This is a genomic window from Sphingomonas echinoides (assembly GCF_029623395.1).
Lineage (GTDB): Bacteria > Pseudomonadota > Alphaproteobacteria > Sphingomonadales > Sphingomonadaceae > Sphingomonas > Sphingomonas echinoides_A.
On the sequence record NZ_JAPYKK010000029.1, the window covers coordinates 40,785 to 56,103 of the forward strand.

The following is a 15,319-nucleotide window of genomic DNA, read 5'->3' on the forward strand; positions in this document are numbered from 1 at the left end:
GGCGGGGGCGCTTTAGGGTATCAGAACTTGAAGCTGAAGCCGGCCATATAGGTCGCCCCGCTCTGGTTCTGGTTATACAGATAGCGGTTCTGGCCCCAGAACTGCGTATCCTTCTGGTTGGTCAGGTTCACCGCGTTCAGCGTGAGCTGAAGTTCCTTGGTGACGTTGACGAAGGCCGATGCGTCGAAATAAGTCGTCGCTTCGAACCCGCGCGTATTGGCGCTCATCACGCTGGGATCGCGACCGGTGTAATACGCCGAACGGTGGCTCATCGAACCACGCAGGCCCCAGCGCTTGGTCTCGTAATAGAGCGTGGCATTGTAGCTCGTCTTGGAAATGCCGGTAATTTCCTTGGGCGCATCGACATAGGTGTAGTTCGCCAGCGCGCCCAAGTTGTCGAACGGCGCCGGCAGGAAGCTGAATTGCGCCTGCGCCGCCAGTTCCACGCCGGTCAGGCTCTTGGTGCCCGCGACGTTGATCGGCATCGAGAACTCCTTGACGATCGTGGCCGCGGTCGCCCCCGGGATCGTGCCGAACGGCACGCCGGTCTGGCTGAAGGGCACGTTCTCCAGCGTCTGCGATCCGATGAAGTTCTTGATCTGCTTGTTGAATACGCTGGCTGAAATCAAACCGACCTTGCCGAAATAATATTCGGCGGAGACGTCGAGCGTGGTGTCCTTATACGGCTTGAGCCCCGGATTGCCGCGCGAGGCGGTGATCGCGCCGCCATCGTCCTGCAACGCGCTGCCGCGCGCCGCGATCGAGCCCAGGCCCGGTCGGTTCAGATTCTGCGAGGCCGCGAAGCGCAACTGCAGCTCGGACGTCACTTCCAGCACCGCGTTCAGCGCAGGCAACACGCCCGAATAGCTGCCGTTCACGTCGGTCGTGCCGAGATAGGCATAGCTGTCGCCCTGGATCCAGCCCGAGCTGTGCGTATCGGTATGGTATCCCCGCGCACCGACGTTGCCGCGCAGGCGCTTGCCGAACAGCTCGGTGTCCCAGTCCATCTGGAGATAGCCGGATTCGCTTTCCTCGGTCGTCGTATAGACGTTCTCGATATCGCGCAGCGCGCCGCCGCTGCCGTCCTTGTTCGGGGCAAGGCGGTGATATTCGTTATATTTCGCAAAGCCCTTGGCATAATCGCCGACCAGCCACGATCCGAATGCGTTGCTGAACACCGACGAGACATCGCCCACCGCGGTGCCGCGCGTCTTGGCGCGGGTGCCGTTGACGTTGTCGTCGTAGAACAGGTCGATGCCGTCCTGCTTGAACCGGTGATAGGCCGCGCCCGCGCGCAGCGTCAGCGCGTCGTTGATCTTGTACCGCAGGTTGCCGACGCCCTCGCGGAGTTCCGACGCATTGTTGAACGAGCGATAATAAAAGGAATCCATCGCATAAGTAGACGCGTTGGTCGGATCCCAACCGGTATAGGCGAATGACGCCGAGCGCCCGTCGATGCCGTAATCGGCGACCAGATTGCCCTTTGCCCGCATGTAGAACTTGTCGTCATACGGCGTCTTGTAGGTCGATTTCTGATAGCCGACATGGCCATCGATCGTCAGCCGGTCCGAAGCCTCCCAGGTACCCGTCAGCTCCAGCGAGCGGAACCGCGTCTTGTTGAGCGAGCGACGGTTTTCGCTGCCGAAGGTCGCGCCGGTGACGTCGGTCTTGGTCACATAGTTGCTGTCGTCCCAGCGCAGATCCTTGATGACCGAAGGCTGCTGGAACGCGGCAGGCCACGGCGATCCCGCGGCAGTGTCGAACGCGACCGATCCGGTCGAGCTGAGCGGCCGCGTGGCAAGGTGCAGCTCTTCGCGCTTGGTGGTGAGCTGGCCGTACAGGCCATCCAGCGTCAGCAGCAGATTGTGGGCCGGACGCCACTGCAGTGCGGCGGTGATGCCGAGCCGCTCCTGATCCGCGTTCCACGAGGAAAGGCGGTTGCCGTCGGCAAAATACAGGTCGCCCGACAGGAATTTGGTCTGCTGCGCAGCGCTTAGGCGCGAGATGTCGAGGCCCTTGCCGACCAGGCTCTGCAGCGTCGAGGCGCTCGGATGGTTGTAGTTATAGGTGTTGTGGCCCTGTTCGGTGGTCTTGCGCTTCGAATAGGCGACCGAGACCAGCGCACCGAGAGTATTGTTCCAATTGTGGCTGAACAGCCCGGCAACCCGTGGCTGCGCGTCCTTGGTATATTGGTTGGTGCCCAATCGGCCGACGATGACGGCTTTGCTACCGGGCGCGTAATCGAACGGTCGACCGGTGAACAGGCCGACCGTACCGGCCATGCCGCCTTCGTTCTGCGCCGCCTGGAACGTCTTCTCGACTTCGACCCGCGTGAACAGCTCGGACGCGAAGATGTTGAAGTCGAAAGCACGGTCGCGCGTGCGCTGACCGCGGCTATCCTGCGCGGAATCGACGTTACCCAGCACTTCCATGCCGTTCAACTGCACCCGCGAGAAATCCGGCCCGAGGCCACGCAGCGAGATCCGACGCCCCTCGCCGGCTTCGCGCGTGATCTGCACGCCGGGCACGCGCTGAAGCGATTCCGCCAGGTTCAGCTCGGGAAACTTGGCCATGTCCTCGGCGACGATCACGTCGACCTGAATCGCGGACTTCCGCTTGATCGCGCGAGCGTCGCTCAGCGACTTAGTATAGCCGGTGACGACGATGTCCTCGCCGCCGCTGACAGGCGCATCCGCCGTCGTCTGCGCGAACGCGGCGCGCGGTGCGCCCCCCACGCTCACCATCGCGACGGTCGCGAGCAATATTGTCCTGAGATTCGGGCGCATCGCCCGAACTCGTGTGTGCGTGATCATGAAAGGATGCCCCCTGCAACTGGTATGAACCAGTCCGGCCTAGAGCATGCGTTAACGACTTCTCCGTGACAGTCGCAGCCGAAACGACTTTTCGTCGTCATCATTTCGACCTCGTCGAGCGGCCTGCCACTCACGTCAGGATGGACGCAACCGTGGTTAGTGGCGGAAAGAGTGCCGAAGCGATCCTGCGAAGGTGTTGCGAATGAACGTCTTCCAGCTCTGCGATCGGGATCGGCCATCCGAATACAGGGCGAGGGCAGTGTAATGAGGTGGCGGTGCGGACCTTCGCGCAACGGTCGCGCGATTTTTCCTTTATGCCGCCCTGAATGGTACCGGACACAGCGCGGTCACCCTGCCCAACACGCGTTGGGCAACCGGAACGTCGGCTAAGATTCTGGAATTGGGCAACCGCTGACCCGCTGAAACGGCGCTATTGCCGCCGGGTGCCGGGCGGGACAAGCTTTAGAGCGCACCAGCGTCGCACCGCCAAATGGCGGCTGCGGCCGAGCGAGCACACCAGATCGCAGCGGGCTTGTAACCGAACGCGCCTTACCAGGCGCGCGGCGAACTTCCGACTCGTTGCGCGACGGATTGCTCTACCGCATTGAGCTGATCCTTGGTCATGACTCCGGATGCGAGCATCTGTCGCATCAGTTCATCGACCAGCGCAGCAAGAAAGTGAACTTCGCCGCGCTCCGAACCGGTGTCTTCGCCCTCGGTGTTCACTTCCATCAAAAGTCTCCCGGACAGGCGTTGCTTCGTGAACGCGTGGCTTGAACCACGGTCGAACGCTTATGCCTGGAAAAGTACTAAATTATCGTGCTGCGGCAAGGCAAAAAAACCTGCCCTTCCCGAACCACCGGCACTCGCCATATGGGGAATGCCAAACGCGGTCCGGATTGTGTCCGGAGCGGTGCGAGACGAAGTGGCTGGATGCCCCGTGAGGATTCGAACCTCAATAGGCGGTATCAGAAACCGCAGTCTTACCATTAGACGACGGGGCAACGCCGGGCCGCGATCTAGGCGGGCCACGCGCGGGTGTCAACCGGTCTGCGCATGTCCGTTCAAACACGGGTGTTTGCATCGCTTGCTGCAACGTCATGGCTGCGCTAGCGTTATCCCAAGCACCGAACGGCGCGCGCATCCGCGCGCACCGCGACGGCAGAACAGAATAAGCGAGTTTTAACGGCATGGGGGACGTTCCGCCCGATATGCCGGTCCGGCAGGCCCGTCCTGCCCGTTCGGCGCCGATCCACGGCCGCGAGGTCCGTGGCAAGCCAGCCAACGGCCGGAAGCCCGGCGTCGGTCGCCCGGACAAGCAGGCATCCCGCGGTCGGGACAGCCGCCATTTCGCGGCGCTGGACCTTGGCACCAACAATTGCCGGTTGCTGATCGCGCGTCCGCAGGGCGAAGGCTTCGCCGTGGTCGATGCGTTCTCGCGAATCGTCCGGCTGGGGGAAGGCCTGGCGAAATCGGGACGGCTGAGCGATGCGGCGATCGACCGCACGATCGTCGCGCTCAAGATCTGTGCCGAGAAGCTCAAGCGGCGCAACGTCACCTTGTCGCGCGCCGTGGCGACCGAAGCCTGCCGTCGCGCGGAGAACGGCGCGGAGTTCATCGCGCGGGCCTATGCGGAAACGGGCATCCTGCTCGATATCATCACGGCGGAGGAAGAGGCCCGGCTCGCGGTACTCGGCTGTCACACGCTGATCGAGCCGGGCGAGGATCCCGCCTTGGTGTTCGATATCGGCGGCGGTTCGACCGAGCTGGTACTGGTCGACACGCGCGGCGAGGTTCCGCACGTGCTCGATTGGCATAGCGCGCCGTGGGGCGTCGTCTCGCTGACCGAAAGCGCCGGACACGGCCCGCCCGGTGCGGACGGTGGCGCAGACGGTCGCGCCGCGGCCTATGCGCAGATGCGATCCTTGGTGGCGAACAGCATGGCGAGCTTCGCGGCCCGCCTGCCGCGCGGGATCGCGGTGCCGCGCTTGCTCGGAACGTCCGGCACCGTGACGACACTCGCGAGCGTTCACCTTGGGCTGACGCATTACGATCGCTCGCAAGTCGACGGGCTGATCGTCCCGGCCGCGGCGATGCGACGGATCAGCCTCGATCTTTCGAGCAAGGATCTGAACGAGCGCGCGCAGCTGCCGTGCATCGGCACCGAACGCGCCGACCTGGTGGTCGCGGGCTGCGCGATCCTCGAGACGATCCTGGATTTATGGCCCGCCGAACGGCTGGGCATCGCCGACCGGGGTATCCGCGAGGGCATCTTGCGCCGATTGATGGAGAGTTCTTCGTGAGCAGAGACGGCGGCGGACTTCGCGTCCGCGTGAAGACCGCGCGCAAGCGCACCGCGCAATCGACGCGCTGGCTCGAACGCCAGCTCAACGACCCCTATGTAAAGCGTGCCAAGGCGGACGGCTTCCGCAGCCGGGCTGCGTACAAACTATCCGAGCTCGATGAGCGGTTCGATTTCCTCAAGGGCAAGCGCCACGTGGTCGATCTTGGCCTCGCCCCAGGCGGCTGGGCGCAGGTTGTGCGGCGTCAGGTGCCCAAGGCGGCGATCGTCGGGATCGATTTGCTCCCGGTCGATCCGATCGAGGGGGTGGAGATCCTCCAGCTCGACTTCATGGACGACGTCGCACCCGAGCGGCTGATGGCGGCGCTGGGTGGCGCACCCGATCTGGTGCTGTCGGACATGGCGGCGAACACCGTCGGCCATCCGCAGACCGATGCGCTGCGGACGATGGGGCTGGTCGAGGCGGCGCTGGAGTTCGCGATCGACGTGTTGCAGCCGGGTGGCGCGTTCGTCGGCAAGGTGTTCGCCGGCGGCGCGGATACCGCGCTGGTCGCGGAAATGAAGCGCAACTTCACCACCGTGAAGCACGCGAAGCCACCGGCGAGCCGCAAGGCGTCGTCCGAATGGTATGTCGTGGCGCAGGGGTTCAAGGGGCGGAAGGTCGCGGAGTAGCCGCGGCCGTTTGGTTGCGGCGTCGATGATCACCCGGAATGCAGCATCCGGGGCAAAGGCCCTTCGACTGCGCTCAGGGCGAACGGGTGGCGGAAGCCACCACATCCGTTCGGGCTGAGCGAAGTTGAAGCCCCCGGCGCAACGCCGGGGCCGACCTCAGCCCGAAACGAAAGCCTCAGCCCTCGTAGTCAGCACCCAGATTCTGGTTGCGCGGCGGCGCAGCGGCGGTGAGGCGAAGCGCCTCGGCCGATGCCGACAGGCTGCCGACCGCATCCGCTTCGTCCTCGTCGTCGACCTGGACGCGCTGGAGACCGTTGATGACCGACTCCTTCAAATGCGCAGGGCGCACGCGCTCTTCCGCGATTTCGCGCAGCGCGACGACCGGGTTCTTGTCGCGGTCGCGATCGACGGTGAGGTCGGCACCACCCGAAATGGCCCGCGCACGCTGCGCGGCGAACAGGACGAGATCGAACCGGTTGGGGATCTTGTCGACGCAATCTTCGACAGTGACGCGCGCCATGAATGGCTTCCTTCGCAAACGACGGTATTCGGAAAGATGATCCCCTAGGCGGCAACCCTGCTTGAGTCAAGAAAATCGGCCTTGGGCGGGGCTTGCGTCCCTTGCGGCGCGCAGCGCGAGGCGGCATCACCCGCTGCGATGACCGAACCCGCCCCCCAGCCGAGCTTCACCGTGGCGGGCAACCAGTTGACGATGCTCGATACCGGGCCACGCCGGCTGGAGGCACTGATCGGGCTGATCGATGGCGCGCGGCGCTCGTTGCGGGTGATCTTCTACATCTATGTCGATGACGACGCGGGCGAAGCGGTCCGCGCCGCGCTGCTGCGCGCGGCGGCGCGGGGCGTGGCGGTGTCGCTGATCGTCGACGGGCTCGGCAGTGAGGCGGCGGCGGCGCACGACTTCTTCACCCCGATGCGCGACGGCGGGGTCGAGGTGTGTCGCTTCGTTCCGCGCTGGGGCCGGCGCTATCTGCTGCGCAATCACCAGAAGCTCGCGCTCGCGGACGGCGAGACCGCTAGCCCGCGCGCGATCATCGGCGGGTTCAACGTCCAGGACAGTTATTTCGGCACCCCCGCCGAACAGGCGTGGCGCGATCTCGGGCTGATCGTCGAAGGGCCGGCAGCGCAGCGGATCACCGGCTATTTCGACGTGCTCGCGCGCTGGGCGGGACAACCCAAGCCACCGCTGCGGACGCTGCGCCGCGCATTGTCGCGGTGGAGTGAGCCGCAGGGCACCGTGCGCTGGCTGTTCGGCGGGCCGACGCGGCGGCTGTCGCCGTGGGCGCGCGCGGTGAAGCGCGACTTGCGCACTGCGACCCAGGTCGACCTGATCACGGCCTATTTCGCGCCCAATCCGGGAATGTTGCGGCGGCTCGACAAGGTGGGGATGCGCGGGCGCGTGCGGATCGTGCTGGCGTCGAAGAATGATCACGGTGCCGCGATCTGGGCGTCGCGCTTCACCTATGCCGGGCTGCTGCGCAAGCGCGTGAAAATTTACGAATATCAGCCGACCAAATTGCACACCAAGCTCTTCTTGATCGGCGACGTCGTCTATATCGGCTCGGCCAATTACGACATCCGCAGCCTGTTCCTCAATCTCGAGATGATGCTGCGGATCGAGGACCATGCCTTCGCCGCGCACGTCCGCCGCTATGTCGATGGCGAGGTCGCCAATTCCGAAGCGATCACGCAGGATCTCTACAAGGCGCGCACCAGCCCGTGGATGCGAGTGAAACAAGCCGCCGCGTTCTTCGTGATGACCGTGCTCGACTATAACATCACCAAACGCCTCAATTTTGGACGCGAGTGATGAAGTCGAAGCGAATAGACCGCGAGTTCGGCTTGCTGTTCGTCGTCATGCTGACGATCGCGGCGGGGAACACCGCGTTGCAATCGGTGCTCCCCGCGCTCGGGCGGTCGCTGCGCGTGCCCGACAGCGCGGTGGCGGCGGCGTTCTCGGTTTCCGCCTTGTTGTGGGTGATCGCCGCACCGTTCTGGGCACGACGGTCCGACCGGCACGGGCGGCGCGCGATGATCCTGCTCGGGGTCGGCGGGTTCTGCGTGTCGCTGCTGGTGTGCGGGGTGTTCCTTGCCGCGGGGATCAACGGCTGGATCGGCGGGACGACCGCGTTCGTCTGCTTCATCCTCGGGCGGCTGATCTATGGCACCTTCGGTTCGGCTGCGCCGCCCGCGGTCCAGGCACTGGTCGCGGGCAACACGACGCGCGCCGAACGAACCAAGGCGCTGACGTTGCTCGGCTCCGCGTTCGGGCTCGGGACCATCCTCGGGCCGACGATCGCGCCGTTCCTCGTGCTTGGGACGATCGCCGGGGTCGAGATCGGGCTGTCCGGCCCCGCCTTCCTGTTCGCGCTGTTCGGGCTGGGCGTGTGGGTCGCGGTGCGACGGTTGCTCCCCAACGATCTGCATCCGGATGGGGCGACGCACGGCGCAGCCAACGCCTATCCCTCGATCGGCGGGCAAAGCGGGGGCGCCAGCATCGTCGCCGCGATCGAGCCGACGGTCGAACAGCATGCCGAACAGGTCGGGTATCGCGACCCGCGGATCCGGGCGTGGCTGATCGCGGGACTGGTTTCGGGTCATGGCCAGGCGATGACCGGGCAGGCGATCGGGTTTCTGGTGATCGACCGATTGCACCTCGCGCCCGCAGAGGCGCTCCAGCCGACCGGAATCGTGCTGATGATTGGCGCGCTCGCGGCGCTGCTGGTGCAATGGGGGATCATCCCCAACCTCGACCTGCGCCCGCGCGCGATGATGCTGGTCGGGCTAGCGATCGCGGCGGTCGGCTGCGCGCTGACCGGAGTGGCGACGTCGCTTTATACGATCGCCTGTGCCTACGCGCTCGCGTCGGTCGGGTTCGGATTCACCCGGCCTGCCTTCACCGCGGGCGCATCGCTCGCGGTCGGACACAATGCGCAGGGGTCGGTCGCGGGCAAGGTGACGTCGGTCAACGGCGCGGCGTTCGTGCTCGGACCGTCGATCGGCGTTGGGCTGTACGAGGCGCAGCATGCGCTGCCGTATCTGGTCGCGGGCGCAGCGATGATGGCACTGTTCGGCTATGCCTGGGTGCGATTGCGCGAGCAATGATCCTCCCTTCCCTGGAAGGGAGGGGATCGAGGGGTGGGTCGGCCCGTTATCGAACGCTACGCCCGACCGCAGGCCAACCCAGTGTCGGGTCGATGATGCCCCCGGCATCATCTGGACAGCGCGGGGCGCTGTCCACCCGACACTCTTTTCAGGGAGGGGATTAGGAGGGTTAGCGCGCTTCTTCCTTTGCACGCGGCGGGAAGGCGAAGCCGATCGGCTGTAGCGCGGTCGCATCCTGTTTCAGCCGCGCCGACATCGCCTCATATTCGCGTTCGAGCTCGGGCGTCACCGATGCCCGCGAATTGCCAAGCGCGGTTTCGAAATGCGCCATGGTGACGTGGTTGACCGTCATCGATTCGCGCAAAGCCGCAAGCCCCGCGCGGCGCACCACGTCCTCGAGATCCGCGCCGGTGAAGCGATCGGTCCGCCCCGCCACAACGTCGAGATCGACGTCATCGGCCAGGGGCATCTTGCCGGTCTGGATCGTCAGGATGCGCTTGCGCCCTGCCCGGTCCGGCACGCCGACATAGACCAGTTCGTCGAACCGGCCCGGACGAAGCAACGCCGGGTCGATCAGATTAGGCCGGTTGGTCGCGCCGATCACGACGACCGACTGGAGTTCCTCCAGCCCGTCCATCTCCGCGAGGATCGTGTTGACCACCCGCTCGGTCACCTGTGGTTCACCCCCGCCACTGCCGCGCGCAGGGACCAGCGAATCGAGCTCGTCAATGAAGATGACGCACGGCGCCACCTGCCGCGCGCGCGCGAACAGCTTGGCGATCTGCTGCTCGCTCTCGCCATACCATTTGCTCAGCAGGTCGGACGATTTGGTCGCGATGAAATTGGCCTGCGCCTCGCGTGCGACCGCCTTGGCGAGCAGCGTCTTGCCGGTGCCCGGCGGGCCATACAGCAGGAAGCCCTTCGCCGGTCGAATCCCCAGGCGTCGGAACGCCTCGGGGTTCTTGAGCGGAAGCTCGACGCCCTCCTTGAGCCGCATCTGCGCCGAATCGAGCCCGCCGACATCGTCCCAGCGGACGCGCGGAGCCTCGACCATCACTTCGCGCATCGCGCTCGGCTGGACGCGCTTCAATGCATCGAGGAAATCCTCGCGCGTGACTGCCAGCGTATCGAGCACTTCGGGCGGGATCGTGCCTTCGGACAGGTTGAGCCGCGGCATCAGCTTGCGCACCGCTTCGATCGCAGCCTCGCGCGCGAGCGCCGCAAGGTCAGCGCCGACGAAGCCATAGGTCGTCCGCGCAAGTTCGCCGAGATCGACCTTGTCGCCGAGCGGCATGCCGCGCGTGTGAATGCCGAGAATCTCGCGCCGTCCACGCTCGTCGGGAACGCCCACGACGATCTCGCGGTCGAACCGGCCGGGACGCCGCAGCGCCTCGTCGATCGCCTCGGGGCGGTTGGTCGCAGCGATCACGACGACGTTGGCGCGCGCTTCCAGCCCGTCCATCAGCGTCAGCAACTGCGCGACGAGGCGCTTCTCCGCCTCGCCCGACACTTGCCCGCGCTTCGGCGCGATCGAATCGATCTCGTCGATGAACACGATCGACGGCGCGGCCTTGGCGGCTTCCTCGAACACCTGGCGCAGCTTGCCTTCGGATTCGCCGTACGCCGACCCCATGATCTCGGGCCCGTTGATCAGGAAGAATTCGGCCGCGGATTCGTTGGCGACCGCGCGCGCAAGGCGGGTCTTGCCGGTTCCGGGTGGGCCATGCAGCAACACGCCCTTGGGCGGATCGACGCCCAATCGCTGGAATAGCTCGGGATAGCGCAGCGGCAACTCGACCATCTCGCGGAGCTGGTCGATCGTCGGGCCCATCCCGCCGATATCGTCATAGGTGACATCGGCGCGGCGCGCTTCCTTGGGCTCCTCATATTCGGGGCGAAGTTCGATCTCGGTCGTCTCGTCGACATGCACCACGCCCTTGGGGACGGTCGAAATCACCGCGAGACGAATCTCCTGCAGCGCATAAGCGGGCGCGCGCAGCATGTTCTGGACACCCGGCGGCATGTTGTCGACGCGTTGCTGCCCTGCGGTAGCAACGACGTCGCCCTGGCACAAAGGCCGTCCGAAGAAGGTGCGCTTGAGCGCGTTGGAAGACCCCTGCAAACGGAGGTTCTGTTGTGCAGGTGCGAACACGACGCGAGTCGCGGCCTTCGACTCGACCTTGCGCAGTTCGACGAAGTCGCCCGACCCGACTCCAGCATTTGCACGCTGGAGGCCATCAATCCGGATGATCTCGAGTCCCTCGTCCTCGACATAGGGTGCGACCGCGCGCGCCGGCGTGGTCGACTTGCCGACGATCTCGATGACGTCGCCCTCGCCAATGCCGAGAGCCGCGAGCATCGACCGCGGAACATGCGCAAGACCACGCCCGCTATCTTCGGCGCGCGCGTTGGCGACCTGTAATTTCCGAACAGGCGCATCGACTTCCGCCATCATCTTTCCTTTGCGAGACCCGCTGTTGAGCGCGCAAGATAGGAAGTCGGTTCCGCGAATGCGAGACGACGCTCGGGGGGCGGTTGGCGGACAACAGACAAAAAAAGGGCCGACCCCGAGGGATCGGCCTTGAAAGTTTTAGGAGAGGATGCCTGAAAGGCACCGTCTAAATGCACCGCAGCAGATTATGTTGCAAGTGCGAAAGGATTGGTCGCGATTGCGCTTTCTGCAATCAACCTTATCTATTGCATGTGTAACGCGTCGCCCCCCTGCATCGCCCGACGGGATGGTGCGTCGCACCATCTATGGAAGAAGAGGCATCCGATATGCGGCGCCTGCCACCACTGACCGCAATCGAAGCCTTTGTGCAGGTCGCGCGCACCGGATCGATCAAGGCCGCCTCGCAGGAACTCGCGCTGTCGCCCCCGGCGCTCAGCCGTCGCATCCAGGCGCTCGAACGCTTCATCGGCCGTCCCTTGTTCGAACGTCGCCATCAGGCGGTCGTGCTCAACGCGGACGGCGACCGGCTGCTCCAGCAAATCGCCCCTGCGCTCGACCAATTGTCGGATGCGGTCGAAGTGATGACGAGCAATACCGATGTTGTGCGGCTGCGCCTCGGTATCCTGCCGCTCTACGCGTCACAACGGTTGTTTCCTCGACTCGGGGAATTGCGGACGCGTCATCCCGAGCTGCATCTCGATATCGATACGAGCACGCACAACATCTCGCGCCTGGGCGAGGGTCTCGACGCGGTGATTGCGCTGGCGCGCGACATTGATCCAGCGCTGTATTCCCGACGGCTCGATCGGAACCAGGTCTATGTCATTGGGGCGAAGGCGTTGATCGAAGGACCCGACCCCGTCGTCCGGCCGGACCAGCTCTCCGGGCTGACTGCGCTCGTCCATCGCGAAATGCCCGATACGTTCAGCGCATGGCGCGCCGCAGCGGGGCTGACCGATCTCGAGCCGCTCGCGGTCGACCATTTCGATTCGGGCGCGTTGATGCTGGAAGCGGCAGCCCAGGGTCTGGGCATCGCGTTCATGCACGAAAGCCATTTCGCCGAGGCAAAGGACCCGCGGATCGTGCGGTTGTTCGATATCTCGGTGGAGAGTCCGTACAGCTATTGGTTCGCGTGCCGCCCGCGGGCGTTGACGCAAAAGCCGGTGAAGCTGTTCCACGACTGGCTGATCGCAACGATCGCCGATCCCAGCGTGTAAGTTAAGCCCCTCCCCTTCAGGGGAGGGGTTGGGGGTGGGGAAGTGCCTCGCAGAAAGTTATGCACTGCTGGACTGCCCCACCCCAACCCCTCCCCCGAGGGGGAGGGGCTAAGACAAGCAGATTAAGCAGCCGTCGCCTTCAGGATTTTACCCGGCTCGCGCGGAGGCTCGCCCTTCGGCAGCGCATCGATATGCTCCATGCCCGACGTCACCTGACCCCACACGGTGTACTGACCGTCGAGGAAGCGCGCGTCGTCGAAGCAGATGAAGAACTGGCTGTTCGCCGAGTTCGGGTCGTTAGTGCGCGCCATCGACGCGACGCCACGGACATGCGGCTCCTTCGAGAATTCGGCCGGGAGGTTGGGCTTGTCCGAGCCGTGCATGCCGGTGCCGGTGGGGTCGCCGCCCTGCGCCATGAAGCCGGGGATGACGCGGTGGAACACGACGCCGTCATAGAAGCCGTCGTTCGCCAGCTCGGCGACACGTGCGACATGCTGCGGCGCGAGATCGCCGCGCAGCTTGATCACGACATCGCCGCCATCAAGGGTCAGCGTCAGGGTTTCGGGAAGATCGGCCATGTTGGGCTCCTGAAATGGGAATGACGCTGCCGTAGCGATGCAGCGTCGGAGAGGCAAATCGCCACCGATTGGCTTTGTTCCCATATCGGGTTAGAGCGCACCCCCGGCGGGCAACAGGAGGTCCATGATGAGCGAGACCGAGCTCCTACCCGAAAACGACGGCGCACAACTCGACGAGGACGATCGGCTCAAGCCCGAATTCGTCCGTGCGGTGCTCGATGCGGTCGAGTCCGGTGATGCGGAGGGCGCGCGCGCGCTGGTCGAGCCGCTCCATCCCGCCGATATCGCCGATCTGTTCGAGCTGACCCCGGCGGATTGCCGCGCGGCGCTGGCGAGCGCGATCACCGACCTGCTCGACGGCGACGTCTTCGCCGAAATGAACGATTACGTCCGCGAGGATCTGATCGATTCGCTCTCGGCGAGCCAGGTCGCGGATATCGCGTCCGAACTCGACACCGACGACGCAGTCGCGATCATCGAGGACATGGAGCCCGCCGACCAGCGCGAGGTGCTCCGCGCGCTCGACCCCGACGATCGCGCCGCGATCGAGGAGGCGCTGAGCTATCCCGAGGAATCCGCCGGCCGCCTGATGCAGCGCGAGCTGATCGCGGTGCCCGAGCATTGGAGCGTCGGCGACGTGCTCGATTATCTGCGAACGCATGACGCGCTGACGACCGATTTCTGGGAAATCTTCGTGGTCGACCCGGCGCACAAGCCGATCGGCACGGTCGCTTTGTCGTGGATCCTGCGGACCCCGCGCGGGATTGCGATTGGCGACGTGATGCAGCGCGAACAGACGCTGATCCCGGTCGACATGGACCAGGAGGAAGTCGCGTTGCGCTTCCAGAAATACGCGCTAATCTCGGCGGCGGTGGTCGATACCGGCGGTCGGCTGGTCGGGATGATCACGGTCGATGACATCGTCCACATCATTTCCGAGGAAGCGGGTGAGGATATCCTCCGCCTGTCGGGTGCGGGCGATGGCGACATCAACGAACCGATCCTGCTGACGGTGCGGACGCGAATCACCTGGCTGGTGGTCAACCTCGGCACCGCGATGATCGCCGCGTCGGTGGTCGGCGCGTTCCAGGGCGAGATCGCGCGCTTTGCGTTGCTCGCGGTGCTGATGCCGATCGTGTCGGGGATGGGGGGGAATGCGGGAACGCAGACGCTCGCGGTCGTCGTGCGCGCGCTGGCGACCAACCAGCTGACGAGTTCCAACACCGCGCGGATGATCCTCCGCGAATTCCGCATCGCCGCCGCCAACGGCGCGATGCTCGGCGCGCTGGTCGGCAGCGGAACCTATCTGGCGTTCGGCAACGTCGGGCTCGCAATCGTGATCGCGATGGCGATGGTCATCAACAACCTGATCGCTGGGCTTGCGGGCGTGCTGGTGCCGGTGTCGCTGGAGCGCGCCGGAGTCGATCCCGCGGTGTCCTCGGCGGTGTTCGTCACGACGATGACCGACGTGATGGGTTTCTTGTCGTTTCTGGGGCTTGCGACGCTGTGGGGGCTTGGCGCCTGACCCTGCCGCGCCCAAATCCACGCTTATGTTGCATTTGACCAAGGTTGCGTTCGGCGCGACGAGCCTCGAACACCTCGCCGAACGCCTGAAGCAACGCGCCGCCGACGGACCGGTGTTCCTCACCACGCGCTATCTGCCCAAACGCCACGAGGAAATCGTCGGTGCGGACGGCAAGGGCGGGTCGCTCTACTGGATCATCAAGCACACACTGGTCGCGCGCTCGCCGATCCTCGGGTTCGGCGAGGCCGAGGGCGGGCGAGTCGCGATCCACATCGATCCCGCGCTCGTGCTGACCGAAGGCCGCCCCAAGCGCGCGCACCAGGGCTGGCGCTATCTCGAGCCGAGCGATGCGCCCGCCGATCTAAGCGACGACGTAGTGGTGGGGGATGCGATGCCGGCGGCGCTCATCGGCAAGCTCGCGGCGTTGGGACTGATCTGACGCGCACGACGGCCTAACGGCATCTCCTCTTTACGGCGTCGCCTCCACCCCGCAGCGGATCGGCCCGGACGCCGTGCGCGAAACCCGGCACGTCGGCTTGCCGTAGATCGTCACCGCCCCCAGCCCGGTGCTTGTCGCATCGGCGGTGTAGCGTGCGGTCGCCGTGATCGTCCCCGATCCGTCGAGCCGTACGGTCAG

General features: G+C 65.2%; 12 protein-coding genes and 1 tRNA gene. 7 read left to right on the top strand and 6 right to left on the bottom strand.

Annotation, left to right across the window (positions count from 1 at the left end):
- Positions 1 to 20 precede the first annotated feature (20 nt).
- The 3 genes from QBJ92_RS15465 to QBJ92_RS15475 all read right to left on the bottom strand — a co-directional run bounded on the left by QBJ92_RS15465 (position 21) and on the right by QBJ92_RS15475 (position 3,817).
- Complete coding sequence (locus tag QBJ92_RS15465; protein WP_277970600.1) at positions 21 to 2,786, bottom strand: TonB-dependent receptor; 2,766 nt, start codon at positions 2,784 to 2,786, stop codon at positions 21 to 23.
- Positions 2,787 to 3,362: 576 nt separating this feature from the next.
- Positions 3,363 to 3,545 (bottom strand): hypothetical protein, encoded by a 183-nt coding sequence (locus QBJ92_RS15470; RefSeq protein WP_277970601.1) that lies wholly within the window; start codon positions 3,543 to 3,545, stop codon positions 3,363 to 3,365.
- Between the two features lie 198 nt (positions 3,546 to 3,743).
- A tRNA-Gln gene (locus QBJ92_RS15475) sits at positions 3,744 to 3,817 on the bottom strand.
- Positions 3,818 to 4,024: 207 nt separating this feature from the next.
- On the opposite strand from QBJ92_RS15475, the gene QBJ92_RS15480 reads away from it, so the two are divergent.
- Positions 4,025 to 5,116 carry a Ppx/GppA phosphatase family protein gene (locus QBJ92_RS15480; protein WP_431358419.1) on the top strand — a complete coding sequence of 364 codons (1,092 nt, stop codon included), beginning with the start codon at positions 4,025 to 4,027 and terminating at the stop codon, positions 5,114 to 5,116.
- Entirely contained in the window at positions 5,113 to 5,787 is a 675-nt protein-coding gene (locus QBJ92_RS15485) for an RlmE family RNA methyltransferase (RefSeq protein WP_277970603.1), read from the top strand. The genes QBJ92_RS15480 and QBJ92_RS15485 overlap by 4 nt, the downstream gene beginning before the upstream one ends.
- Positions 5,788 to 5,962: 175 nt before the next feature.
- Here QBJ92_RS15485 and rpoZ read toward each other — a convergent pair whose 3' ends face one another.
- Positions 5,963 to 6,307 carry a DNA-directed RNA polymerase subunit omega gene (gene rpoZ, locus QBJ92_RS15490; RefSeq protein ID WP_010161409.1) on the bottom strand — a complete coding sequence of 115 codons (345 nt, stop codon included), beginning with the start codon at positions 6,305 to 6,307 and terminating at the stop codon, positions 5,963 to 5,965.
- Between the two features lie 138 nt (positions 6,308 to 6,445).
- Between rpoZ and QBJ92_RS15495 the strand changes: the two genes are divergently transcribed.
- Complete coding sequence (locus QBJ92_RS15495; RefSeq protein WP_277970604.1) at positions 6,446 to 7,615, top strand: phospholipase D-like domain-containing protein; 1,170 nt, start codon at positions 6,446 to 6,448, stop codon at positions 7,613 to 7,615.
- Positions 7,615 to 8,910: an MFS transporter gene (locus tag QBJ92_RS15500; RefSeq protein ID WP_277970605.1), complete on the top strand. Its 1,296-nt coding sequence runs from the start codon at positions 7,615 to 7,617 to the stop codon at positions 8,908 to 8,910. The genes QBJ92_RS15495 and QBJ92_RS15500 overlap by 1 nt, the downstream gene beginning before the upstream one ends.
- 169 nt (positions 8,911 to 9,079) lie before the next feature.
- On the opposite strand, the gene QBJ92_RS15505 is transcribed toward QBJ92_RS15500, so the two are convergent.
- The gene (locus tag QBJ92_RS15505; RefSeq protein WP_277970606.1) at positions 9,080 to 11,362 is read right to left on the bottom strand and encodes a CDC48 family AAA ATPase; all 2,283 of its coding nucleotides are present in this window, start codon (positions 11,360 to 11,362) and stop codon (positions 9,080 to 9,082) included.
- Positions 11,363 to 11,688: 326 nt separating this feature from the next.
- Between QBJ92_RS15505 and QBJ92_RS15510 the strand changes: the two genes are divergently transcribed.
- Positions 11,689 to 12,579 (top strand): LysR substrate-binding domain-containing protein, encoded by an 891-nt coding sequence (locus QBJ92_RS15510; RefSeq protein ID WP_277970607.1) that lies wholly within the window; start codon positions 11,689 to 11,691, stop codon positions 12,577 to 12,579.
- Between the two features lie 122 nt (positions 12,580 to 12,701).
- Here QBJ92_RS15510 and QBJ92_RS15515 read toward each other — a convergent pair whose 3' ends face one another.
- Complete coding sequence (locus QBJ92_RS15515) at positions 12,702 to 13,157, bottom strand: peptidylprolyl isomerase (RefSeq protein WP_242138131.1); 456 nt, start codon at positions 13,155 to 13,157, stop codon at positions 12,702 to 12,704.
- Between the two features lie 127 nt (positions 13,158 to 13,284).
- Here QBJ92_RS15515 and mgtE point away from each other — a divergent pair, with 127 nt between their 5' ends.
- Entirely contained in the window at positions 13,285 to 14,682 is a 1,398-nt protein-coding gene (gene mgtE / locus QBJ92_RS15520) for a magnesium transporter (RefSeq protein WP_277970608.1), read from the top strand.
- 25 nt (positions 14,683 to 14,707) lie between these two features.
- A complete protein-coding gene (locus tag QBJ92_RS15525; RefSeq protein ID WP_277970609.1) occupies positions 14,708 to 15,121 on the top strand; it encodes a DUF1489 family protein in 414 nt (137 codons plus the stop codon).
- The last annotated feature ends 198 nt before the right edge of the window (positions 15,122 to 15,319 follow it).